The organism is Rhizobium sp. WYCCWR 11152 (assembly GCF_013087615.1).
Taxonomy (GTDB): Bacteria; Pseudomonadota; Alphaproteobacteria; order Rhizobiales; family Rhizobiaceae; genus Rhizobium; species Rhizobium indicum.
The window spans coordinates 254,963-276,702 of record NZ_JABFCP010000010.1; the positions used below are offsets into that span (position 1 = coordinate 254,963).

Annotated in this window: 23 protein-coding genes; 6 read left to right on the forward strand and 17 right to left on the reverse strand. The window is 61.5% G+C overall.

Translation table 11 applies throughout. The features are described 5' to 3' along the window. Nucleotide 1: 1 nt before the first annotated feature. Nucleotides 2-1,003: an ABC transporter permease gene (locus G9X67_RS21380; RefSeq protein WP_138334278.1), complete on the forward strand. Its 1,002-nt coding sequence runs from the start codon at nucleotides 2-4 to the stop codon at nucleotides 1,001-1,003. 38 nt (nucleotides 1,004-1,041) lie between these two features. On the opposite strand, the gene glpK is transcribed toward G9X67_RS21380, so the two are convergent. The 10 genes from glpK to G9X67_RS21430 all read right to left on the reverse strand — a co-directional run bounded on the left by glpK (nucleotide 1,042) and on the right by G9X67_RS21430 (nucleotide 12,119). Next, nucleotides 1,042-2,544 carry a glycerol kinase GlpK gene (glpK, locus tag G9X67_RS21385; RefSeq protein WP_171599618.1) on the reverse strand — a complete coding sequence of 501 codons (1,503 nt, stop codon included), beginning with the start codon at nucleotides 2,542-2,544 and terminating at the stop codon, nucleotides 1,042-1,044. 150 nt (nucleotides 2,545-2,694) lie between these two features. Beyond that, nucleotides 2,695-4,419, reverse strand: coding sequence for an ABC transporter substrate-binding protein (locus G9X67_RS21390; protein WP_011649612.1), 1,725 nt, complete (start codon nucleotides 4,417-4,419; stop codon nucleotides 2,695-2,697). 77 nt (nucleotides 4,420-4,496) lie between these two features. Beyond that, complete coding sequence (locus G9X67_RS21395) at nucleotides 4,497-4,778, reverse strand: DUF2160 domain-containing protein (protein WP_003549529.1); 282 nt, start codon at nucleotides 4,776-4,778, stop codon at nucleotides 4,497-4,499. A 13-nt stretch (nucleotides 4,779-4,791) separates the two neighbouring features. Continuing rightward, on the reverse strand, nucleotides 4,792-5,613 hold the full coding sequence (locus G9X67_RS21400) for a carbohydrate ABC transporter permease (protein ID WP_138334280.1): 822 nt from the start codon (nucleotides 5,611-5,613) through the stop codon (nucleotides 4,792-4,794). A gap of 14 nt (nucleotides 5,614-5,627) precedes the next feature. Next, the gene (locus G9X67_RS21405) at nucleotides 5,628-6,494 is read right to left on the reverse strand and encodes a sugar ABC transporter permease (protein ID WP_138334281.1); all 867 of its coding nucleotides are present in this window, start codon (nucleotides 6,492-6,494) and stop codon (nucleotides 5,628-5,630) included. A gap of 3 nt (nucleotides 6,495-6,497) precedes the next feature. Beyond that, a complete protein-coding gene (locus G9X67_RS21410) occupies nucleotides 6,498-7,568 on the reverse strand; it encodes an ABC transporter ATP-binding protein (protein WP_171599619.1) in 1,071 nt (356 codons plus the stop codon). A gap of 9 nt (nucleotides 7,569-7,577) precedes the next feature. After that, nucleotides 7,578-8,654 (reverse strand): ABC transporter ATP-binding protein, encoded by a 1,077-nt coding sequence (locus tag G9X67_RS21415; protein ID WP_171599620.1) that lies wholly within the window; start codon nucleotides 8,652-8,654, stop codon nucleotides 7,578-7,580. 41 nt (nucleotides 8,655-8,695) lie between these two features. Beyond that, complete coding sequence (gene glpD / locus G9X67_RS21420; protein WP_171599621.1) at nucleotides 8,696-10,210, reverse strand: glycerol-3-phosphate dehydrogenase; 1,515 nt, start codon at nucleotides 10,208-10,210, stop codon at nucleotides 8,696-8,698. A gap of 120 nt (nucleotides 10,211-10,330) precedes the next feature. After that, nucleotides 10,331-11,104: a DeoR/GlpR family DNA-binding transcription regulator gene (locus G9X67_RS21425; RefSeq protein ID WP_003549541.1), complete on the reverse strand. Its 774-nt coding sequence runs from the start codon at nucleotides 11,102-11,104 to the stop codon at nucleotides 10,331-10,333. Nucleotides 11,105-11,201: 97 nt separating this feature from the next. Next, nucleotides 11,202-12,119, reverse strand: coding sequence for a DMT family transporter (locus tag G9X67_RS21430; protein ID WP_171599622.1), 918 nt, complete (start codon nucleotides 12,117-12,119; stop codon nucleotides 11,202-11,204). A gap of 72 nt (nucleotides 12,120-12,191) precedes the next feature. Between G9X67_RS21430 and G9X67_RS21435 the strand changes: the two genes are divergently transcribed. Next, complete coding sequence (locus G9X67_RS21435; RefSeq protein ID WP_138390069.1) at nucleotides 12,192-13,121, forward strand: LysR family transcriptional regulator; 930 nt, start codon at nucleotides 12,192-12,194, stop codon at nucleotides 13,119-13,121. Between the two features lie 38 nt (nucleotides 13,122-13,159). On the opposite strand, the gene G9X67_RS21440 is transcribed toward G9X67_RS21435, so the two are convergent. Continuing rightward, nucleotides 13,160-13,627 carry a GNAT family N-acetyltransferase gene (locus G9X67_RS21440; protein ID WP_246705442.1) on the reverse strand — a complete coding sequence of 156 codons (468 nt, stop codon included), beginning with the start codon at nucleotides 13,625-13,627 and terminating at the stop codon, nucleotides 13,160-13,162. A 97-nt stretch (nucleotides 13,628-13,724) separates the two neighbouring features. After that, nucleotides 13,725-14,246: a DUF992 domain-containing protein gene (locus G9X67_RS21445; RefSeq protein ID WP_138334286.1), complete on the reverse strand. Its 522-nt coding sequence runs from the start codon at nucleotides 14,244-14,246 to the stop codon at nucleotides 13,725-13,727. A 585-nt stretch (nucleotides 14,247-14,831) separates the two neighbouring features. Here G9X67_RS21445 and G9X67_RS21450 point away from each other — a divergent pair. Together G9X67_RS21450 and G9X67_RS21455 are read left to right on the forward strand one after the other, a co-directional pair. Then, nucleotides 14,832-15,080 carry a membrane protein gene (locus tag G9X67_RS21450; RefSeq protein ID WP_003552191.1) on the forward strand — a complete coding sequence of 83 codons (249 nt, stop codon included), beginning with the start codon at nucleotides 14,832-14,834 and terminating at the stop codon, nucleotides 15,078-15,080. Between the two features lie 20 nt (nucleotides 15,081-15,100). Further along, the gene (locus tag G9X67_RS21455) at nucleotides 15,101-15,460 is read left to right on the forward strand and encodes an EF-hand domain-containing protein (protein WP_138334287.1); all 360 of its coding nucleotides are present in this window, start codon (nucleotides 15,101-15,103) and stop codon (nucleotides 15,458-15,460) included. 82 nt (nucleotides 15,461-15,542) lie between these two features. On the opposite strand, the gene G9X67_RS21460 is transcribed toward G9X67_RS21455, so the two are convergent. From G9X67_RS21460 to G9X67_RS21475, 4 genes are all read right to left on the reverse strand, one after another. After that, nucleotides 15,543-15,707, reverse strand: coding sequence for a DUF1328 domain-containing protein (locus G9X67_RS21460; protein ID WP_003549551.1), 165 nt, complete (start codon nucleotides 15,705-15,707; stop codon nucleotides 15,543-15,545). Nucleotides 15,708-15,806: 99 nt separating this feature from the next. Beyond that, entirely contained in the window at nucleotides 15,807-16,397 is a 591-nt protein-coding gene (locus G9X67_RS21465; RefSeq protein ID WP_138334288.1) for a hypothetical protein, read from the reverse strand. A gap of 81 nt (nucleotides 16,398-16,478) precedes the next feature. Then, entirely contained in the window at nucleotides 16,479-16,871 is a 393-nt protein-coding gene (locus G9X67_RS21470) for a VOC family protein (protein WP_138334289.1), read from the reverse strand. 101 nt (nucleotides 16,872-16,972) lie between these two features. Then, nucleotides 16,973-18,595 carry an ABC-F family ATP-binding cassette domain-containing protein gene (locus tag G9X67_RS21475; RefSeq protein WP_138334290.1) on the reverse strand — a complete coding sequence of 541 codons (1,623 nt, stop codon included), beginning with the start codon at nucleotides 18,593-18,595 and terminating at the stop codon, nucleotides 16,973-16,975. Nucleotides 18,596-18,796: 201 nt separating this feature from the next. Between G9X67_RS21475 and G9X67_RS21480 the strand changes: the two genes are divergently transcribed. Together G9X67_RS21480 and G9X67_RS21485 are read left to right on the forward strand one after the other, a co-directional pair. Then, nucleotides 18,797-19,126 carry a DUF6665 family protein gene (locus G9X67_RS21480; RefSeq protein WP_062941809.1) on the forward strand — a complete coding sequence of 110 codons (330 nt, stop codon included), beginning with the start codon at nucleotides 18,797-18,799 and terminating at the stop codon, nucleotides 19,124-19,126. Nucleotides 19,127-19,230: 104 nt separating this feature from the next. Then, nucleotides 19,231-20,100, forward strand: a complete 870-nt coding sequence (locus tag G9X67_RS21485) for an aldose 1-epimerase family protein (RefSeq protein ID WP_171599623.1) — start codon at nucleotides 19,231-19,233, stop codon at nucleotides 20,098-20,100. A gap of 48 nt (nucleotides 20,101-20,148) precedes the next feature. Here the strand turns inward: G9X67_RS21485 and G9X67_RS21490 are convergent, their stop codons facing one another. Next, complete coding sequence (locus tag G9X67_RS21490; protein WP_138334292.1) at nucleotides 20,149-21,738, reverse strand: DHA2 family efflux MFS transporter permease subunit; 1,590 nt, start codon at nucleotides 21,736-21,738, stop codon at nucleotides 20,149-20,151. Between the last annotated feature and the right edge of the window lie 2 nt (nucleotides 21,739-21,740).

Genomic DNA, 21,740 nt, shown 5'->3' on the forward strand with positions numbered 1-21,740 from the left:
CATGTCGCTCCAGACCCCTCCCCTCGCCAGCATCGGCTTGCCGCGTCTTATCGCCGGCGGCCTGGTGCGCTATGGGCTGATCCTCGCCCTGGTTGCGGTATTTGCCGCCTTTTCCGTGGCAACGCCGACGTTCCTGACGCCTGCGAACCTGCAGAGCATCCTGGTCAACAATTTCACGCTGCTTGCCATCGTCTCCGTCGCCATGACCTTCGCCGTCGCGTCGGGCGGCATCGATCTTTCGGTGGGAACGGCGATGGATTTCGCCAGTTTCGCCTTCGTTTCGCTCGTCCTCGCCGGGCAGCCGGTGGCAGTCGCCGCACTCGCGGGACTGGCCGCCGGAGCGTTCGTCGGTGCCTTCAACGCGCTGCTGATTTCAGGGATCGGCGTGTCGCCATTCCTCGCCACGCTCGGCACGCTGTTCATCGGCCGCAGCGTTCAGCAGCTGCTGACCAATGGCGGCAATCCGGTCTATCTGCCGCCGAACGGCGTGCCGGAAGCCTTCCGTTTTCTCGGCCATGGCACGATCGCCGGCTTCCCGGTGCCGCTTGCCGCTGCCATTGTCGTCATTGTAGCCGCTGCGGTCGTTTTTGCCCGCACGCGTTTCGGCCGCGTCATCCTGTCGATCGGCATCCAGCCGGGGGTCGTGCGCTATTCCGGCATCGCCGCGCCGGCCCATGTCGCGGTGACTTTCATCCTGGTCGGGTTGATCGCGGCAATCGCCGGCCTGATCCTGACCGCAACCGTCACCACCTACATTCCCTCCTCGGGCAATGCCTTCCTGCTGAATGCAATCGGCGCGACCTTCATCGGCACGACGCTCAGCCCACTCGGGCGGCCGAATGTCGGCGGGACCGTTCTCGGGGCGCTGCTGCTCAGCATCGTCGCCAATGGCCTGCTGCTGACCGATCTGAACTTCTACTGGCAGCAGGTCGGCACGGGAACGTTGATCTTCGCCGTGCTCGCCCTGAGCTTCATCAACAGAAAGACCGCCGGCGCCGCTTAAGAGAAGTCGCAACTGCGGTGGTATCCTCGGAAGCGGTTCTATCCCGCCGAGGCGTCCGAAATCATTCTGGTTACGGCATTCTTCCAGCCGATGATCTTGCCCTGCCGCTCGGTCTCATCCATTGAAGGGCTGAAGCGGCGGTCGCAGGCCCAGGCTTTCGCAAAATCCCGCTTGCCGGGCCAGATGCCGGCTTTCGAGCCGGCAAGCCAGGCTGCGCCCAGCGCTGTCGTCTCGCGGATCGCCGAGCGATCGACAGGGTTTCCCGTCATGTCGGCCAGGCACTGCATGGTCCAATCCGAATCCGCCATGCCACCATCGACGCGCAACACGGTTTCCAGCTGGTTGGCGCCCCAGTCTTTCTTCATCGCCACCAGCAGGTCGAGCGTCTGGTAGGCGACGGATTCAAGCACGGCGCGGGCAAATTCCGCCGGCCCGCTGTTTCGCGTCAGGCCGAAGATCGCGCCGCGCGCCGCTGGATCCCAGTAGGGCGCGCCGAGGCCGGTGAAGGCTGGGACGATATAGACCTGCTGTCCGGGATCGGCCTTGGCGGCAAGCACTCCTGCCTCGGATGCCTGGCCGATGATGCCGAGGCCGTCGCGCAGCCATTGCACGGCAGCACCGGCGATGAAGATCGAGCCCTCGAGCGCATAGGTCGTCTCGCCGTCGAGCCGGCAGGCGATCGTCGTCAGCATCCGGTTGGAGGAGGAAACACGATCCCGGCCGGTGTTCAACAGGGCAAAGCAGCCGGTGCCGTAGGTGGATTTCATCATGCCGGGCTCGAAGCAGGCATTGCCCACGGCCGCTGCCTGCTGGTCGCCGGCGACCCCGAGGATCGGAAGTTCCGCGCCGAACAGAGCCTTGTCGACGCGGCCGAAATCATCGGCGCATTCCCTGACCTCAGGAAGCATGGCGGCCGGAATGCGGAGAATGCCGAGAAGTTCCTCGTCCCAGGCACCGTCGTCGATATTGTAGAGCAGAGTCCTCGATGCATTGGTCGCATCGGTGGCATGCACGCGCCCATCAGTCAGATTGTAGATCAGCCAGCTGTCGATCGTGCCGAAGCAGACATCGCCGGCCTCGGCCTTCTCACGCAGGCCATCGACATTGTCGAGCAGCCAGCGCAGCTTCGTTCCGGAGAAATAGGGGTCGAGCAGCAGCCCTGTCTTGGCGCTGAACAGCTTCTCGTAGCCGTCTGCCTTCAGGCTCTCGCACATTTCTGCGGTGCGCCTGTCCTGCCAGACGATCGCGCGGTGAAGCGGTTTTCCTGACCCGCGGTCCCAGACGACCGCCGTCTCGCGCTGGTTGGTGATGCCGATCGCGGCAATGTCGGCCGCATCAAGTCCAGCATCGACAATCGCCTTACGCACTGTGTCGACGACGGACTGCCAGATTTCGGCGGCGTCGTGCTCCACCCATCCAGGCTGCGGATAATATTGGGTGATCTCCGCCTGCGCCGAGCCGGCCATTTTCATGTCGCCATCGAAGATGATGGCGCGCGACGACGTCGTGCCCTGGTCGATTGAAAGAATATAGCCGCTCATATCCGTCTCCGGCTCGCACGAAGCCGCTCCGCCTGCAGAGGACAGCAGGACGCGGACGTTTCATGAGAGAAAGATTGTGGGTGCCACCGGCTTGCTGCCGGTGGCAGGAAGTGATGGCCGGAAGCCTCGTCGCCTCCGGCCGGGTCCGCCTTACTTCTTCTGCCAGCTCTTGACGAGTTCGTCGTAGTTGACAGTGACCGGCTTGTCCTTCTCGTTCTCGATCTTCAGCTGCGGGGCAAGGTTGCCGTTCTTCACCGCATCCGCGTTCCAATAAGCGAGATCATGCTCCTCGGCGAGTTTCGGGCCGATGTCGCCCTGGACCTTGGCGCGTTCCAGGCGCTGCAGCACCTTTTCCTGCTCGGAGCAAAGCGAGTCCATCGCTTCCTGTGCCGTCTTGGCGCCGGAAGAAGCATCGCCAATCGCCTGCCACCAAAGCTGAGCGAGCTTCGGATAGTCAGGAACGTTCGTACCGGTCGGCGACCACTGAAGGCGGGCCGGCGAACGATAGAATTCGATCAGACCGCCGAGTTTCGGCGCACGATCGGTGAAGGACTTGTGATCCAGCGTCGACTGGCGAATGAAGGTCAGACCCATATGGCTCTTCTTCACGTCGACAGTCTTCGAGGTGACGAACTGCGCATAGAGCCAGGCCGCCTTGGCGCGGTCGTCAGGCGTGGACTTCATCAGCGTCCACGAACCGGCGTCCTGATAGCCGAGCTTCATGCCGTCCTTCCAGTAGACGCCATGCGGGCTCGGTGCGAAACGCCATTTCGGCGTGCCGTCCGCGTTGACGACCGGCAGGCCTTCCTTGACGAAGTCGGCGGTGAAGGCCGTGTAGGTGAACATCTGCTGGGCGACTTCACCCTGCGACGGGACCGGGCCGGATTCGGAGAAGGTCATGCCCTGGGCGGCAGCCGGTGCATAGGCCTTCATCCAATCCAGATATTTCTGGATGGAATAGACCGCGGCAGGGCCGTTGGTATCGCCGCCGCGCGCCACGCACGAGCCGACCGGACGGGAGTTCTCGTCGACCTTGATGCCCCATTCATCGACGGGCTTGCCGTTCGGAATGCCCTTGTCGCCGTTGCCGGCCATCGACAGCCAGGCATCGGTGAAGCGCCATCCGAGCGATGGGTCCTTCTTGCCGTAGTCCATATGACCGAAGACCTTCTTGCCGTCGATCTCGCGGCCGGTGAAGAACTCGGCAATATCCTCATAGGCCGACCAGTTGACCGGCACGCCGAGATCGTAGCCGTACTTCGCCTTGAAGTCCGCCTTGTTCTTCTCGTCGTTGAACCAGTCGTAACGGAACCAGTAGAGGTTCGCGAACTGCTGGTCAGGCAGCTGGTAGAGCTTGCCGTCAGGCGCCGTGGTGAAGGACTTGCCGATGAAGTCGTCGATGTCGAGGCCGGGATTGGTGACATCCTTGCCTTCGTTGGCCATCCAGTCGGTCAGCGAGCGCGCCTGCTGATAGCGCCAATGGGTGCCGATCAGGTCGCTATCGTTGATATAGGCGTCATAGATGTTTTCGCCGGACTGCATCTGCGTCTGCAGCTTCTCGACCACGTCGCCTTCGCCGATGAGGTCGTGAGTGATTTTGATGCCGGTGATCGCCGTGAAGGCGGGCGCCAGCACCTTCGATTCGTATTCATGGGTCGTGATGGTTTCGGACACAACCTTGATGTCCATGCCGGCGAAAGGCTTCGCAGCATCAACGAACCACTGCATTTCCTTTTCCTGGTCGGCGCGTGGAAGCGTCGAGAGATCGCCGACTTCCTTGTCGAGGAACGTCTTGGCCTCGTCCATGCCGGCATAGGCCGAAGCTGTCATTGCCAGCAGCAAGCCTGCTGTCGTCGTCAATAAGTGCCTTCGCATAATATCCTCCCAGGGTTTGCGATTGCAGTTACGTCTCAGGCGGCCAGTACCCCCGGCCATCTGTCTTCTCCTTGCCGTCACACGTAGCGGAAGACGCCGATGGCGTAGACCACGGAGATGGCAAGAGCCCACCACAGGTTGGGCCCACCGAGCCCAAGCCATGCAAGATGAATGAAAGCGCTGCCCAGCAGCGAAATGAAGAGCCGGTCGCCGCGCGTCGTCTCGAACCGCAGCACGCCCGTGCGCGGCGAGCCGCCCGGCGAAAAATATTCCCAGACGCTCATGGCGATCAGAAGCGCCAGGATCGTCAGGAAGAACAGCGTCGTCGGCAGCGTCCAGGCCATCCAGGAAAAATTCATGACCGTCTCCTCCTCAAACGCGCCCGAGCGCGAAGCCCTTGGCGATGTAGTTGCGGACGAAATAGATGACGAGCGCGCCCGGAATGATGGTGAGCACGCCAGCCGCCGCCAGCACGCCCCAGTCCATGCCCGAGGCGGAGACCGTTCGCGTCATGATCGCCGAGATCGGCTTTGCCGCCGTCGTCGTCAGCGTGCGGGCCAGCAGCAGCTCGACCCACGAGAACATGAAGCAGAAGAAGCCCGCGACGCCGACGCCGCTCGCAATCAGCGGAATGAAGATCTTGATGAAGAAACGCGGGAAGGAATAACCGTCGATATAGGCGGTTTCGTCGATCTCCTTCGGCACACCGGACATGAAACCTTCGAGGATCCAGACGGCGAGCGGCACGTTGAACAGGCAGTGGGCAAGGGCCACGGCGATGTGCGTGTCGATCAGGCCGAAGGCCGAATAGAGCTGGAAGAACGGCAGCGCGAAGACCGCCGGCGGCGCCATGCGGTTGGTCAGCAGCCAGAAGAACAGGTGCTTGTCGCCGAGGAAGCGGTAGCGCGAGAAGGCATAGGCTGCCGGCAGCGCCGCCGCGACCGAGATCACCGTGTTCATCACCACATAGATGATCGAGTTGATATAGCCGTTATACCAGGATGGATCGGTGAAGATGACCGTGTAGTTGCGCAGCGTCGGGTTCGTCGGCCAGAGCGAGAAAGCGCCGGTGATCTCCGAATTCTCCTTGAAGCTCATATTGACGAGCCAGTAGATCGGCAGGATCAGGAAGACGATGTAGATCGTCGGAACGAGCCAGGAGAGGCTGCCTGCAGGTTTGTATTTGTTGCTCATATCTCGCCTCCCTTTCAGCTCGCGTCGTCGCTGCTGGTCATCACGGTGTAGAACACCCATGAGAGCAGCAGGATGATGAGGAAGTAGATGATCGACATTGCCGCCGCCGGGCCAAGATCGAACTGGCCGACTGCCGTCTTCACGAGGTCGATGGAAAGGAAGGTCGTCGAGTTGCCAGGCCCGCCGCCGGTGACGACGAAAGGCTCGGTATAGATCATGAAACTGTCCATGAAGCGCAGGAGGACGGCGATCAGCAGCACCCGCTTCATCTTCGGCAGCTGAATGTAGCGGAAGACGGACCAGCGCGAGGCGCCATCGATCTTGGCCGCCTGGTAATAGGCATCGGGGATCGAGACCAGGCCGGCATAGCAAAGCAGCACGACGAGGCTTGTCCAGTGCCAGACGTCCATGACGATGACGGTCACCCAGGCATCGATCGGATCGCGGACATAATTATAGTCGAGGCCGATCGCTTCGAGGGTGTGGCCGAGCAGGCCGATATCGACGCGTCCGAAGACCTGCCAGATGGTGCCGACGACGTTCCACGGAATGAGCAGCGGCAGCGCCATCAGCACCAGGCAGACGGGAACGCCCGGTCCTGATTTCGGCATGTTGAGCGCGATGAAGATGCCAAGCGGAATCTCCAGCGCCAGGATGATGAAGGAGAACAGCAGATTGCGCTGCAGCGATTCCCAGAAGCGGTCGGAATGCAGGGTCTGGACGAACCAGTCGGTACCAGCCCAGAAGAACTCGTTGTTGCCGAACGTATCCTGCACCGAATAGTTGACGACGGTCATCAGCGGGATGACGGCCGAAAACGCCACGAGCAGCAGCACCGGCAGGACCAGAAACCAGGCTTTGTTATTCCACGTCTTCTGCATGGCTCAGGCCTCCCTGCCGACACGCCAACTGTCGGCGTAGATGCTGATGGCGGACGGATCGAAGGTGACGCGGGCATCCGCGGGAATGTCGGCGTCTTCAGGCACGACGATGGCGATCGGCTGGCCGGCAAAGCGGGCGCGCACGATCTTCTGCCGGCCGATATCCTCGACCTTGCTGATCGTGACCTGCATGCCCTCCCGTCCGAGACGAATGAATTCGGGGCGGATGCCGAGCTCGGTTTTGGCGGTGCCTGACGTCTTCGGCGCGTAATCGAGCGTCAGGGTCTCGTCTCCGACCGCCACAGTGCTGCCCTCGATCCTGGCCGGCATGAAATTCATGCCCGGCGAACCGATGAAATAACCGACGAAAGTATGGCTCGGCCGCTCGAAGAGCTCGGCCGGCGTGCCGATCTGGACGATCTGGCCGTCATACATGACGACGACCTTCTCGGCGAAAGTCAGCGCCTCGGTCTGGTCGTGGGTGACATAGACCATGGTAAAGCCGAACTGCTTGTGCAGCCGCTTCAGCTGCGAACGCAGCACCCATTTCATATGCGGATCGATGACGGTCAGCGGCTCGTCGAACAGGATGGCGTTGACGTCGTTGCGCACCAGTCCGCGGCCGAGCGAAATCTTCTGCTTCTGGTCGGCCGTCAGGCCCTGCGCCTTGCGCCTGGCCCAGCTGGCAAGATCGATCATTTCGAGGATGTCGCGGACACGCCGGTCGACATCCGCCTCGGCCACACCGCGGTTGCGCAGGGGAAAGGCGAGATTGTCGTAGACGGTCATCGTGTCGTAGATGACGGGAAACTGGAACACCTGGGCGATGTTGCGGCTCTGCGTCGAAAGGTTCGTGACATCGTTGCCGTCGAACAGGATGCGGCCATGCGAGGGCTGCAGCAGGCCGGAGATGATGTTGAGCAGCGTGGTCTTGCCGCAGCCGGAGGGGCCAAGCAGCGCATAGGCGCCGCCATCGTTCCATTCGTGGTCGACTTCCTTCAGCGAATAATCCTTGTCGGACTTCGGATTGGCGCCGTAGGCGTGGCGGATATGGTCGAGCGTGATGCGTGCCATTGTGCTCTCCTATACCTTTCCGGCCGCAGCGATGGCGCGGCCGTCGCTGCCGAAGGCCATCAGATGGCGGGTGTCGAGAAAAGCTTCGACCTCCATGTCGGGATCGATGTCGTGAATGCCATGCGCCAGCATGACCCAGCGCACACCGTCATATTCCAGGTGAACGAAGCTCTCCGAGCCGGTGATCTCGGAAACCAGCGTGCGCGCCTGCAGGCGAGCCGCGTCGCCGGTCTGCGGCGCAAGGCCGAGATGGTGCGGGTGAAAGGCGATGGTGACAGGACCATCCGGCACGACGGCCAGATGCGAGGGAACCGAGATCGTGACCCCGCTCGGACGCGTGAACACGTTGCCTGATTTCGTCACGTCGAGGGTGTTCAGCGGCGGATCGGCGAAAATGCCGGCGGTAGCGAGATTGACGGGTCGGCGATAAACCTCGATCGTCGGCCCGAACTGAGTCACCCGGCCCTGGTTCAGCGTTGCGGTATTGCCGCCAAGCAGGAGCGCCTCGGAAGGCTCGGTCGTCGCATAGACGAAGATCGCGCCGGATTGGGCAAAGATCTTCGGCAGTTCCTCGCGCAGTTCCTCACGCAGCTTGTAATCGAGATTGGCGAGCGGCTCGTCCATCAGCACGAGGCTGGCATTCTTGACGAGTGCGCGAGCGAGCGCGGTGCGCTGCTGCTGGCCGCCGGACAGATTGAGCGGGGTGCGGTCGAGATAGGGCGTGAGCTTCAACAGCTCGGCCGCCTTGCGCACCTCACGGTCGATCGTGGCACCATCCTTGCCCGATATGCGCATCGGCGAGGCGATGTTGTTGTAGACGGTCAGTGCCGGATAGTTGATGAATTGCTGGTAGACCATGGCGACGTTGCGCTTCTGCACCGGCATGCCGGTGACGTCAGTGCCGTCGAAATGGATCGAGCCGCCGGTCGGCCGGTCAAGCCCCGCCATCAGCCGCATCAGAGAGGTCTTACCCGCGAGCGTCGGCCCGAGCAGGACGTTCAGCGTGCCTCGCTCGAGAACCAGATCGGTCGGATAGATATGATAGTCCGCGCCCACCATCTTGGCAGCGTTTCGCAGTTCCAGCATTCCGATTCCCGTGCCTCCACGCATCGGGGACCACATGACTCCTACCCGGCCATCGCCGGCATGGCAGCCATGTACTCCTCCAGTGACTGGGCCTGCTCCTTCGAAAGGCGCAGACCATCCTTTGTTCTCCTCCACAGCACGTCTTCGGCGTGCCGGGCCCATTCATGTTCGACGAGATACGTGACCTCTGCCTCGTAGAGATCGCCGCCGAACAGCCGTCCGAGATCGTCGATGCCGCTGGCATCGCCAAGCAGCGCCTCGGCCCTGGTGCCATAGCGGCGCACCAGCCGGCGGGCATGCCGATCGGCGAGGAACGAATAACGCCGTTTCAGCTTGGCGACCTCCGCTTCGTAACCCCTGACCGCGAAGTCGCCGCCCGGCAGATGGCTTTTGGCCGTCCACGGGGCGCCTTTGGCGCCGATCGAAGCACCGATCTTCTCCAGCGCATGTTCGGAAAGCCGGCGATAGGTGGTGAGCTTGCCGCCGAAGACGTTGAGCAGAGGCGCAGCGTCACCTTCGCCTTCCATCTTCAGCACATAGTCACGCGTCGCCTCCTGCGCCTTCGAGGCGCCATCATCATAAAGTGGCCTGACCGCAGAATAGGTCCAGACGATATCCTCCGGCCTGACCGGCTCCTTGAAATATTCAGACGCTGCATTGCAGAGATAGATGGTCTCCTCCTCGGAGATCCGGACATCCCGGGGATCGGCGGTATAGTCGCGATCCGTGGTGCCGATCAGGGTGAAGTCGCCCTCGTAGGGGATGGCGAAGATGATGCGGTTATCGGGATTCTGGAAGAAATAGGCTCTCACATCGTCGAATTTCTTCTTCACGACGATATGGCTGCCCTGGACGAGGCGGACATGATGGGCTTCGTTCTGGCCGATGGCGGAACGAATGACATGGTCGACCCAGGGACCGGCGGCATTGACCAACATGCGGGCTTGATGGTTGTCATTGCGACCGGTGAGGGTATCGGTGGTCTCGATATGCCACAGGCCATTCTCGCGCCTTGCCGACACCACCTTGGTGCGCGGCATGATCAGCGCGCCCTTGTCGGCGGCATCGCGGGCGTTCAGCACCACCATGCGGGCATCGTCGACCCAGCCGTCGGAATATTCGAAGGCCTTGGAAAACAGCGCCTTCAGCGGCTTGCCGGCCGGATCGCGGCGCATGTCGAGCACGGCTGTCGGCGGCAGCAGCTTGCGACCGCCGAGATGATCGTAAAGGAAGAGGCCAAGCCGGATCAGCCAGGCCGGACGGATACCGCCCTTGTGGTAGGGCAGTACGAAACGCAGCGGCCAGATGATGTGGGGCGCCATCGCCCAGAGGATCTCGCGCTCCATCAGCGATTCACGCACCAGGCGGAACTCGTAATGCTCGAGATAACGCAGGCCGCCATGGATCAGCTTGGTGGCGCCCGACGAGGTACCCGAGGCGAAATCGTTCATTTCCGCCAGCGCCACCGAATAACCGCGCCCGACGGCGTCGCGCGCAATGCCGCAGCCGTTGATGCCGCCACCGATGACGAATATGTCGTGAATATTTCGGCCCAATTCCCCCTCCGAGCCCGCCGTCGATTTCGCATCGCACAAAACTTGCGCAATTGCGAAAGTAACAACAGTTAAAACGAAAGGAATACGAATGTCAAACGAATGTTTGCGAGGGACCGCTGTCTAGCGAAATCTGCCGTTCGTTTCGATCAGTTTCACATTGTTTTCGAGGCAGAGATTGCGGATCGACGGCACCGGACAGTGATCGGTGATGAAGGTATGAACCTGGGAAAGCTGGCCGATCCTGACTGGTGCGGTGCGTTCGAACTTCGTCGAATCGGCAACGAGAATGACATGTCGGGCATTGGCGATGATGGCCTGGGCGACCTTCACTTCGCGAAAATCATAGTCGAGAAGCGCGCCGTCGATATCGATCGCCGACGCGCCGATCACGGCGTAGTCGACCTTGAACTGGCGGATGAAATCGACGGCCGCCTCGCCGACAATCCCGCCGTCCGAACCCCGCACGACGCCGCCGGCAATGACGACCTCGATCGCCGGGAAAAGACGTAACCTATTGGCAACATTGATATTATTGGTGATGACCATCAGCTCGTGATGGTCGGCGAGCGCCTCGCCCACCGCCTCGGTCGTCGTTCCGATATTGATGAAGAGCGAGGCCCCGCTCGGGATCAGCTCGACCGCGGCAATGCCGATCGCCTGTTTCTCGGAAGCGGCGATCTGGCGGCGTGCTTCGTATTTGACGTTCTCCGTCCCGCTCGGGAATGTGGCGCCGCCATGGATGCGTGTCAGCACCTGCGCATCACAGAGATCGTTGAGGTCCTTGCGGATCGTCTGCGGCGTCACCGAAAAGCGGGAGGCGAGCTCCTCGACCAGCACCCTGCCGCTCGACTTCGCAATCGCCACGATTTCAGTTTGCCGGTCGGTCAAGAACATGAGCGCGCGCCTTTCGATCTGCTTTCGTTTTAAAGAAAGCGAACGGCTGCGCAATGCCTAACTGTTACCAGGCCGCCTTCACGGCCTGAATTCGACGCTACCGCTTCCGCATCACGTTGACGACGAGCACGCCGAGGATTGCCATGACGCCACCGACCGCGCCCAACGCCGTCGGCGTTTCGCCCAGCCAGACGAACCCGATCAGCGTGGCGACCGGGGGAACGCCGTAGAGGAAATTCGAGGCACGGGCGGCCGTCAGCCGCTTCAGGGCGATTGCCCAGGTGAGGTAGCCGATCGCGGTCGGAAAGATAACGAGATAGGCAACGCCCCAGTTCACCTCCGCCGGTGCGGCGGCCAGCGCCTGAATCGTCGCCGGGACGGCCGGAAACAGCGGCACGGAACCGATGAGCAGGATCCATGCAGTGACGGCAAGCGCCGGCAAGCGCCCGAGCAGCGGCTTCTGCAGCACGCTGGCGATCGCCGAGCAGAGCGCTGCGCCAAGGATGAGGACGGCATTCGGATCGAGCTTGAAGCCGCCGTCGGAAGCGACCGCAATCAGCGCCACGCCGCCAAAGGAAACCGCGGTGCCCACCCAGCCCCAGCGGCCGAAGCGCTCGCCGAGCGCGAATGTGGCAATGAGGGCGGTGAAGACGGGCATGGTGTTGATGATGAAGCTCGCCGGTCCTGCCGCAACGGTCTGCTCGCCGGTGTTCAGCAGAACCGCATAGGCGGCGATGAAGAGCACGGCGGCAACGGAGAGGCGGAAAAAATCGCGTTTTTCCGGCATCGGCCGATAGATGACGAGATAGACGAGGGCGATGACGCCGGCTGCCACATAGCGCGCCGTCGCCAGTTCGATCGGCGTCAGTGGTCCGAGACAGATGCGGATCACCACGAAGGAGGAAGCCCAGGAGAGGATGGTGACGACGATCGCCGCAAAGGCCACCAAATCGAACCCGCCTTGCTGTTTCATCGAAACCGGTACGCTTGCCGCCATGCTCATTTTCGCCTCCATATGTTCCTGCGACAGTGATTAGGCCTTCGATGCGTGCTTGAAAAGCATCGCAATCGATGATCAAATGTGCGTATGGTTCACAGCTCGCCAGTGCTTCCGCCGCTCGATACGCTCGAGACCTTTGCCCGCGCCGCCCGGCTCGGATCGTTTTCGGCTGCGGCCGAGGAAAGCGGCATCACCCACGGCGCAGTGTCGCGGCAGGTCTCGCGCCTGGAGCGCTGGATGGGCGTGCGCCTGTTTGCCCGCGAAGCCCGAGGCGTGCGCCTGACGCCGGAAGGCATGCGGTTTTTCGCGCGGGCGGAAGAAGCACTTACGCTGCTCGGCAATAGCGGCGAACGCTGGCTGCCTCGCCGCAACAAGGCGGTGGTGCGCCTTTCGGTGACGCCCTCTGTCGCCTCGCTATGGCTGTTTCAACGCCTGCCGAAGCTCGAAGGAAACGAGCTGCATGTCGAGCTGACGCTCGAACACCGGCTGGCGGATTTTGGCGAAGGCACGGATCTTGCCATTCGCTGCGGCAAGGGACCATGGGCCGGCGTGCGCGCCCTGCCGCTCTGGCAGGAGAAGTCGTTTCCGATCGCCGCACCGGCGCTGGCGGAGCGGCTCGGGCAGCGTTCCGATGCCTTGTCGCTGCTCGATCTGCCGATCCTGCACGATTCGAATATTGAAGGCTGGCGGCGCTGGCTCTCCCGTGAGGGCGTCGACTATATACCACGCGGCCATGACCGGCGCTTCGAGGACTACAATCTGGTGATCGATGCCTGCGCCCAGGGCCTCGGAATCGCGCTCGCGCGGCCGCCGCTGTCGGATGCCGCGCTGGCCACCGGGCGCGTCGTCGCCGTATCCGAGCGGACGCTCGATTACCATGTGGCCTTTCACCTGATTAGACCGGACGAGGCCCTGAGAAGCCCTGCCATCGAATTCGCCAGCCGCTTCCTGCGCGAGGCCGGCCATGACGAGACGACGATCGCTACTTTTATCGCACCCGGCCGAGCGAAAGCGTAGGCGGAAAGCTCGGCGGCGGCTCCGGCGATCGCCGGTCACTACTCCGCCGAAAACTTCAGGCGCATTTCCTTCGCCAGTTCGAAACCAGCGGCGCGATAGACGGGTTCGCCGACATCGGAGGCATGAATGACAGCAGTCGTACAGCCGATCGATTTCAGATAGTCGACAGCCTTGTTGGTCAACGCCAGTGCGATACCGCGCCGACGAAAGGCGTCGGCAACATAGACGGAGCAGATGTAACCGTGCAGCCGCTGTTCTGGCCGGATAACCTCCGGAAACGGCGATTGGTGCAACTGGCAGGAAGCGGAACCGGCGATGTCGCCATCAATGATGGCAAGGAACGAGCTCAGGCGGCGCTCTTCGCGACCGCTTCTGATAAAAGACAAGATCCGCGCCCGCGCATCAGGCCTGTAGTGTTCCGGTGGTGTGCCGTAGCTGTCCCAGATCTTCAGATAGTGCCCGACCAGGATCTCGTCCTCGCCGGGCATTGCCATTCGAATATTCATCATGTCGTGATCCGGCTTGGGCATGCGAGGGTGCGAAACCGCGCCTCAGACGAGATGACCCCTGCCGCGTCGCGGCAGGGGACGTCAAAAGGCCATATCAATTCGCTGGTGTGAGCGTCATCGAAGCGCTGCCGGCCGCAACATTGAGGCCGAGCTGACCGGTCAGGCTGACCGTCTGCAGATGGATGGAACCGGAGGTGCCGCCAACCAGGAGATTGGCGCCGACACCGGCGCCGAGCGTCGCTTCGGCGGTGGCGCCGACATAGAGGCCGGCGAGCGATCCGCGGTGATAGCCGGCCGTCGGCGCGAACACGGCCCAGATCAGCCGGCTGCGCGTGGTGAAGCCAAGGTCGATGCCGAGCTTTCTCATTTCACCCGTATAACGATCCGAAAGTTCGTTGCCGACGGTCGACTGGAAGATGCAGTCGGCCTCTTTGGAGGAACCGAGCACGTAACCCGTGCCGCCGCCGATATCGCAGGTGAGGTAACCGATCTTCACGCCATTGCGCAGGTCCGGCTCTTCATATGTCCTGGTGCCGAGATCGGCGGCACTGACCGCCCCAGCGCCGACAAACGTCAACGATACCGCGGCAAACGCCGTCGCAAGAATTTTGTTCATAAGTCTCTCCTTCTCAAATCGTGACGGGAGCATACCCGGCTACTCGCCACCAGATTCGGCAACAGATAACGGACGGAACCGCAAAACGATCCCGAACCGGCATCATTTACGCATCGCATGTTAAAGCGCCTGGGAGGGCGCAAGCGACAAACACGCTTACGGTTCAGCTCCCATTGGGACATTTCGAAGGCACATTTTCGCGTCATCCGGTTATTTCACGATGTTGTCAGGGATGGTTGCTGGAAAGGCACGATCCTGATCGCCGTCAACTCTCAACGAGCATCATGCACATCGCAGGCGCCTATTTGGATAGGCGATCGATGATCGCGCAGGTTGCCATGCCGTATAGATAGCTGTACTATTCGAAGATACTCTTCATGCAGCACTGCAACTGGAGAGGAAACGGCATGATTGCTTGGCATTGCCGCAGAATTTCCGCTTGTTTTTCGGAATTCTGCTTCTGTTCGAACAGAAACTAAGTCTGAATTTGAGAAATATAATCAGGCGATATTTTCGCGGGGGCCGGACAATCGTACGCCCGCCGATCTCTATTGGAGATAACGGGTAATTTATCGGGAGGGAAAGATGCGTATACGCAGGACAAACATCATACTGGCGGGATGCCTTGCCGTCTCCGCCTGCCAGTCCGGCCCGACGTCGCAGGCCGTCTCGGATCGTAATTCCGAATTCGGCTGCATCGCGGGAACCGTCGGCGGCGCGATTGTCGGTGGCTTGATCGGTAGCACGATCGGCGCCGGAACCGGGCAGGTGCTCGCTGTCGGCGCCGGCATCGGCGGCGGCGGTTACGTCGGCAACCGTCTGGCTTGCCGCTAATTGGGGAGGGATATCAAGCGATGAAGGCCTTGGCTTTGGTGACCACATTCATACTGTGCCAATGCGTTGGAGCAGTGGCGCAACAACCGCAACAGCCCGGATCGATGTATCAGGGCCAGATGGATCGGCTTGACGCAAATACCAGCAAGACCGTCGACCGTTCGGAATACGAGACCTTCATGGGCACGGCTTTCGGAAGTCTCGACAAGAACAAGGACGGCAGCCTGCAGTCCGACGAGACGGTGCAGATCCTGACGGTCGAGCAATTCACTTTGACCGACGCGAACCACAATGGCCGCATCAGCCGAAGCGAATTCATGCAGCGTGTGATGGCGGATTTCGCGACAGCCGACCACGACAGGGACGGAAACCTTCAGTGATGGAGACGTCAAACCGACTGTAGAAATAAAGAAAAACCCGGCAATGTGTTTCGCCGGGTTTTTATACTTTAATCTGTCCGCACTATACTTTTCGCATCAGTCGCATGACGAGCGATACGACGAACAGCACCAGGAAAATGAAGAACAGAACCTGGGCAATGGAAGCTGAAGCCCCTGCGATGCCGCCAAATCCGAGGACGCCGGCAATCAAGGCCACGACGAGAAACACCAGAGCGTAGTAAAGCATCGCAATCTCCTTTTACGTTGCTGCGGAGATAACGGAGACCGCCCTATTTGGTTCCCGTCCGTCTCACGTCCGGGACATGCAACGTCGCATCGGCTTCATTCAACCGACGTGAAAAACGCCGCTGTACATCCGGTCGCCTTCATTCGGCTCGGGAGGTTCGGCTGCGTCGAGATAGGCCTTGAGCGGCCCGGTCAGGACGAACCAGATGCTGGCTCCCAGCATGAAACAGGCTCCCACCGGATCGTCGATGCGGGCGATGAACGGAAGGCAAACCGATGCGAAGAGGACGATGATCCGCACCGACCACTCAGCCTCACGTTTGGCGATGGCGCGCGCCCTCAGCGACTTGTATTCCCGAGCGCCGTAACCGCCTTGCCCTGCCTTCACAGCCAAAAGCAGCTTTCGCGCGGACGGCAGCGCCAGCATGACCAGTGCGGCAACACTGAGCGTGAAAGTCTGACCGGCCATGACCTGCCCGCTCGTGATCAGGAGAAAGGAGAGCACAACGAGATTCCACGTCGGCTCCAGCAGCTCCGGCGGTTGCCGCGTGCGGAGATGCCAACTCCGCAGCAAACCCGCCGCGCCGTGCAGTAGCGGCTGATCGATATAACGATTGATCCAGTCCATGCCGATGCGCCCGTCCCCGATTGCATGAAGAGGCCTCCGAACACCACGGAATTTGGTCATCATCGTGGCAATAGCCGCCGAATCCGTTCCTCGCGTGGAAGAAGCGGCATGTCCCTACGGCCAATGACGGCAAGCAACAGCCGCCTAGCGCAATTCCTGCGCGACCTCCCAGACATGGCCCGACGGATCGGCAAAGGCCGCGGTGCGGCGGCCCCATGGACGATCGATCGGACCGTTGAGCAGCATGACCCCGAGTTTGCGCAGTTCTGCACAAACCGCATCGACGTCATCGACCTTGATCGTCAGCAGCACGCGTGCGCCCGAACCGGTTGCTGACACTGCGACAGGCTGGACCAACTGAGGCGCCTGCGCTGCATCGAGCAGGTTGATCATCGTTCCCGAAAATTTCAGGACCGCCGATACCGCGTCCTGATAGACGACCTCTGGCGCAAAGACCTTTTGGTAGAACGCGTTGGCCGCGTCGATATCATCGACGAACAGGGTGACGACCTCGATCCGATCCAACAGCATGGGCATGTTCTCCTCCGTTGCTTCGAGCGGCCAACCGATATCGCTGGCCGGCTCTCCACTGGTCGCTTCGACGCTGACGGTTTCGACATGCCGCGCAAAGATAATCGTCAGCTTCGCAGACCGGGCGCCTCGTGGCCGGTGCGCGCCACATATTCGGTATAGCCGCCGCCATATTGATGGATGCCCTCGGGCGTCAGCTCCAGCACCCGGTTGGAGAGTGCGGCGAGGAAATGCCGATCGTGCGAAACGAACAGCATGGTGCCCTCATATTGCGACAGCGCCTTAATCAGCATTTCCTTGGTGTCGAGGTCGAGATGGTTCGTGGGCTCGTCGAGCACGAGCAGGTTCGGCGGGTCGAACAGCATCATTGCCATCACCAGCCGCGCCTTCTCACCGCCTGACAGCACCCGGCACCGCTTCTCGATATCGTCGCCGGAGAAGCCGAAACATCCGGCCAGCGCACGCAAAGGCCCCTGCCCTGCCTGGGGAAAACGGTGTTCCAACGATTGGAAGACGGTGTGCTCGCCGTCGAGAATATCCATGGCGTGCTGGGCGAAATAGCCCATCTTGACGCTGGCGCCGAGAGCGACGCTGCCTTCGTCAGGCTCGGCGGTGCCCGTCACCAGTTTCAACAGCGTCGACTTGCCGGCGCCGTTGATGCCCATGATGCACCAGCGTTCCCGGCGCCGCACCATGAAATCCAGCCCCTCATAGATGCTGCGGCTGCCGTATTTCTTGTGGACGCCCTTCAGGCTGACCACGTCCTCGCCGGAGCGCGGTGCGGGCTGGAAATCGAAGGCGACCGACTGGCGGCGCTTGGGCGGCTCCACCCGGTCGATCTTCTCCAGCTTCTTGACGCGGCTCTGCACCTGCGAGGCATGCGAGGCGCGCGCCTTGAACCGCTCGATGAACTTGATTTCCTTGGCGAGCATCGCCTGCTGGCGTTCGAACTGGGCCTGCTGCTGTTTCTCGTTCTGCGCCCGCTGTTGCTCGTAGAATTCATAGTCGCCGGAATAGGTCGTCAAGGCGCCGCCGTCGATCTCGATGATCTTGGTGACGATGCGGTTCATGAACTCGCGGTCGTGCGAGGTCATCAGCAGCGCGCCCTCGTAACCTTTCAGGAATTCCTCCAGCCAGATCAGACTTTCCAGATCCAGATGGTTGCTCGGCTCGTCGAGCAGCATGACGTCGGGGCGCATGAGCAGGATGCGGGCGAGCGCCACGCGCATCTTCCAGCCGCCCGACAGCGCGCCGACATCGCCATCCATCATCTCCTGGCTGAAGCTCAGGCCCGCGAGCACTTCGCGGGCGCGCCCCTCGAGCGCGTAACCGTCCAGCTCCTCGTAGCGCGCCTGTACCTCGCCGTAACGCTCGATGATCTCTTCCATGTTATTGGCCTGCTCGGGATCGGCCATGGCCGCCTCCAGATCACGCAATTCGCCGGCAACAATGCTGACAGGCCCGGCGCCGTTCATCACCTCGGCGACGGCACTGTGGCCGGCCATCTCGCCGACGTCCTGATTGAAGTAACCGATGGTGACGCCCTTCTCGCAGGAGACCTGGCCTTCATCGGGCTGCTCTTCGCCATTGATCATCCGGAAGATCGTCGTCTTACCGGCACCGTTCGGGCCGACGAGACCGATCTTCTCACCTCTGTTGAGCGCTGCGGACGCCTCGATGAAGAGGATGCGGTGGCTTAGCTGCTTACTGATATTTTCGATACGGATCATGTTGCGAGGCGCCTGGAGAAGGAGATTTTGGCGCGCTTATGCCATGCGGGGAAACCGCAGGATAGCCCTGTTCCCACCCTCTCGATCAAGAGTACCATGCCGAAAGGCGCGAGCGGTTTTCGAACGACATCATGCTCACCTTCTTTAATTTGGAACAGGATCGGATAATATCGCGGCTCACGCCAACGGAGACCTGTGCCAATGAGCGTTCGTCCGCCACAGTCCTTCAGACAATCCGAGCAGGATAGAAACGGCTTCAACGTCCTCGAATACGAGCTGATGTCGGAACGAGCCGATTCTCTCGGACGTCACGGGCTGAAGGTGGAGGCGGCGCTTGCCGCTCTGAAGGCATGGACTCCCGACCGCCAAAGCGCCGAAGACCGCGAGAAGCTTCTCAACGAAGCGTCCGATGCCGTCTGGGCGTTCTTCATCCAGCGTGAGATCTGCGGGTTGCGGAACAACCGCGACGCCATTCAGCGCTACGGCATCCCGAACGAAGTGATAGCGAGATTGGGCGCAATGCGGAAATAACGAGGGCGATGGCTGATGTGGCCGCCGGCACGCCCTCTATTCTGTGGAAATCCCCGGTTCGGAACGATATGGCTTGCTGCCGAACCAATGCCAAAGGAAACGCGATGCCAATCTCCATCCGGATCGGGAACGAGGATCTCACCGTCGATGTCTCCTCCCTCGGCGCCGAGATGCAGGCGCTCACGTCAAGGGAAGGACGCTCTTGGTTATGGACCGGCGACGCAGCCTTCTGGACCGGGCGGTCGCCGATCCTGTTTCCGATTGTCGGCAAGGCGCCGGATGACAAGATAACGATCGACGGCACGGTCTATCCGATGGCCCAGCATGGCTTTGCCCGCCGCAGCGAATTCGTGCTTGCGGCCTCCACTGAGACGATGTGCCGGTTCGAACTGGCCGCCTCGGATGCGACGCGGACGGTCTATCCTTTCGATTTTCAGCTGGCCGTGGTGCATGCGGTCGAGGGCCGCGCGTTGACTGTCACGGCCGAGGTTACCAATCGCGACCAGAAGGCGATGCCGTTCGGCCTCGGATTCCATTCGGCCTTCGCCTGGCCGCTGCCCGATGCTGCCGGGCGCGACCATATCGTCATGCTCGACAATAAAGGCGAGCCGGCGCTTGTGCGGCTGGAAGGCGGTCTCATCAATCCAGCGGCCCTGCCCTCGCCATTCGCTGCCGGCCGGCTGGTGCTGGATCATCCGATGTTCGAACAGGATGCAATGATTTTCCCTGATGGTGCGGGCGAAGGTTTGAGTTACGGCGCCGAAGGCGGGCCGACCATGCAATTCCATTTCGAAAACCTGCCCAACCTTGCGCTATGGACCAAACCGGGCGCGCCCTTCCTCTGCATCGAGCCCTGGCACGGGACGGCCGCGGAAGCTGGGAGTTCGAGCGAGCTTTCGAGGAGGCCGTCTACCACGATCCTGGCGCCGGGCGCGGTGGCGAGCTTCGCCTTCACGGTCAAAATTCCGGAATAGGGACAGACAGAAGCGCTCGCCGGGAAGCCGGGCGAGCGCCAGGGATCTTCAATGAGCGCCGACGCCACCACCGGCTCGCGGTTTTTGGGTGAGCAGCAGGGCGACGGCTGCAACGGCAAGAACCACGCCGATGACGGCGAATGTATCGGCAAAACCCAGGATGAGGGCCTGGCGTTTAACGACCTGGCCAAGCGCCACGACGGCCTTCTGGGCTGCGACGGCATGGTCGGAGACACCATGCTGCACGAAGTAGGCTGTCAATTGGTCGAGACGGGTGCGAACTTCATCGCGGCCGAGCGTCACCGACTGGCCGATGATGTTCGAGTGGAACTGCTCGCGTTTGGTCAGCACCGTGCCGAGCATCGCCGTGCCCACGGCGCCGCCGAGATTGCGCAGCATGTTGGTCAGGCCCGAGGCAGCGGCCGCATCTGAAGGCGCGATGCCGGCGGTGGTGATGGCGGTGATCGGCGTCAGCACCAGGGCCTGGCCGATGGCGCGGATGATGTTCGGAATCCAGAACTGGTCACCGGCGGTATCGGCTGACAAGGTGATGTTCATGAAGCAGCTGATCGCAAAGATCGAGATGCCGAGGAAGCCGATATACCGCGCATCGAAGCGCTTCATCATCATCGGGACAAGCGGGATCAAAAGCAGCTGTGGCAGGCCGGTCCAGGCCAGCACGTTGCCGATCTGCTCGGCATTGTAGCGCTGCACCTGGCCGAGATATTGCGGCAGGATGTAGACGGTGCCGAAGAGGGCGACGCCGACCAGCACGTTGACGGCAACGCCGATGCCGAAATTGCGCTGCCTCAGCAGGCTGAGCTTGACCAGCGGCTTCTTCACCGTGAGCTCGATCCAAATGAAGGCGACGAGGAAGGCAAAGGCAAGGATACTGAGCTTGACGATGAAGGGCGAGGAGAACCAGTCCTCCTTATTGCCTTCCTCGAGCACCGTCTGCAGCGCCGACAGACCAATGGCCATGGTGAAGATCCCCGCCCAGTCGCCTTCCCTCAGCAGGCCGAGCTGCATCGGCTGCTTGTCGAGCGTCAGGGCAAGGGCGACCGCCATGATGGCGCTCGGAATGGCATTGATGAAGAAGATCGTCTGCCAGCCGTAATTTTCGGTGAGGTAGCCGCCGATGGTCGGGCCGATCGCCGGTGCGAAGGTCACCGAGAGCGCGAAAATCGCCAGGCCGAGCGGCTGCTGCGACTTCGGCAGCTTGGTCAGCACCATGGTGAAAGCCATGGGGATCAGCACGCCGCCGGCAAAGCCCTGCAGGCCGCGCAGCACGATCATCGTGCCGAGATCATGGGCGAAGGCGCAGGCGATCGAAAACAGCGGAAAGAGGACGGAATTGACGAGGATATAGCGGCGAAACGAGAAGACGTTGCTGAAATAGGCCGTCAACGGGATGACGACGATCTCGCCAATCAGATAGGAGGTGGAGATCCAGGCGCCGTTGTCGACGCCTGTTCCGATGCCACCCTCGATGTCGAGAAGCGAGGCATTGGTGATCTGGATGTTGAGGATCGCCATGAAGGCGCCGATCATGCCGGCGAGAACGGCGATCCAGTCTCTGGTGCTGGCGCCGGTATTCGGCTGCGGAACGGCGATGGCTGTTGCTGCGATGGTGGACATGA

Coding starts and splice junctions, on each gene's coding strand:
- G9X67_RS21410 (WP_171599619.1), bottom strand. CDS start 7,568: ATGGCACGCATCACGCTCGACCATATCCGCCACGCCTACGGCGCCAAT.
- G9X67_RS21400 (WP_138334280.1), bottom strand. CDS start 5,613: ATGAGCAACAAATACAAACCTGCAGGCAGCCTCTCCTGGCTCGTTCCG.
- G9X67_RS21455 (WP_138334287.1), top strand. CDS start 15,101: ATGAAGGCCTTGGCTTTGGTGACCACATTCATACTGTGCCAATGCGTT.
- glpK (WP_171599618.1), bottom strand. CDS start 2,544: ATGAGCGGCTATATTCTTTCAATCGACCAGGGCACGACGTCGTCGCGC.
- G9X67_RS21485 (WP_171599623.1), top strand. CDS start 19,231: ATGCCAATCTCCATCCGGATCGGGAACGAGGATCTCACCGTCGATGTC.
- G9X67_RS21415 (WP_171599620.1), bottom strand. CDS start 8,654: ATGCTGGAACTGCGAAACGCTGCCAAGATGGTGGGCGCGGACTATCAT.
- G9X67_RS21380 (WP_138334278.1), top strand. CDS start 2: ATGTCGCTCCAGACCCCTCCCCTCGCCAGCATCGGCTTGCCGCGTCTT.
- G9X67_RS21470 (WP_138334289.1), bottom strand. CDS start 16,871: ATGCCCATGCTGTTGGATCGGATCGAGGTCGTCACCCTGTTCGTCGAT.
- G9X67_RS21450 (WP_003552191.1), top strand. CDS start 14,832: ATGCGTATACGCAGGACAAACATCATACTGGCGGGATGCCTTGCCGTC.
- G9X67_RS21480 (WP_062941809.1), top strand. CDS start 18,797: ATGAGCGTTCGTCCGCCACAGTCCTTCAGACAATCCGAGCAGGATAGA.
- G9X67_RS21390 (WP_011649612.1), bottom strand. CDS start 4,419: ATGCGAAGGCACTTATTGACGACGACAGCAGGCTTGCTGCTGGCAATG.
- G9X67_RS21465 (WP_138334288.1), bottom strand. CDS start 16,397: ATGATGACCAAATTCCGTGGTGTTCGGAGGCCTCTTCATGCAATCGGG.
- G9X67_RS21405 (WP_138334281.1), bottom strand. CDS start 6,494: ATGCAGAAGACGTGGAATAACAAAGCCTGGTTTCTGGTCCTGCCGGTG.
- G9X67_RS21460 (WP_003549551.1), bottom strand. CDS start 15,707: ATGCTTTACTACGCTCTGGTGTTTCTCGTCGTGGCCTTGATTGCCGGC.
- G9X67_RS21445 (WP_138334286.1), bottom strand. CDS start 14,246: ATGAACAAAATTCTTGCGACGGCGTTTGCCGCGGTATCGTTGACGTTT.
- G9X67_RS21440 (WP_246705442.1), bottom strand. CDS start 13,627: ATGAATATTCGAATGGCAATGCCCGGCGAGGACGAGATCCTGGTCGGG.
- G9X67_RS21430 (WP_171599622.1), bottom strand. CDS start 12,119: ATGGAGGCGAAAATGAGCATGGCGGCAAGCGTACCGGTTTCGATGAAA.
- G9X67_RS21395 (WP_003549529.1), bottom strand. CDS start 4,778: ATGAATTTTTCCTGGATGGCCTGGACGCTGCCGACGACGCTGTTCTTC.
- G9X67_RS21475 (WP_138334290.1), bottom strand. CDS start 18,595: ATGATCCGTATCGAAAATATCAGTAAGCAGCTAAGCCACCGCATCCTC.
- G9X67_RS21425 (WP_003549541.1), bottom strand. CDS start 11,104: ATGTTCTTGACCGACCGGCAAACTGAAATCGTGGCGATTGCGAAGTCG.
- G9X67_RS21490 (WP_138334292.1), bottom strand. CDS start 21,738: ATGTCCACCATCGCAGCAACAGCCATCGCCGTTCCGCAGCCGAATACC.
- G9X67_RS21435 (WP_138390069.1), top strand. CDS start 12,192: ATGGTTCACAGCTCGCCAGTGCTTCCGCCGCTCGATACGCTCGAGACC.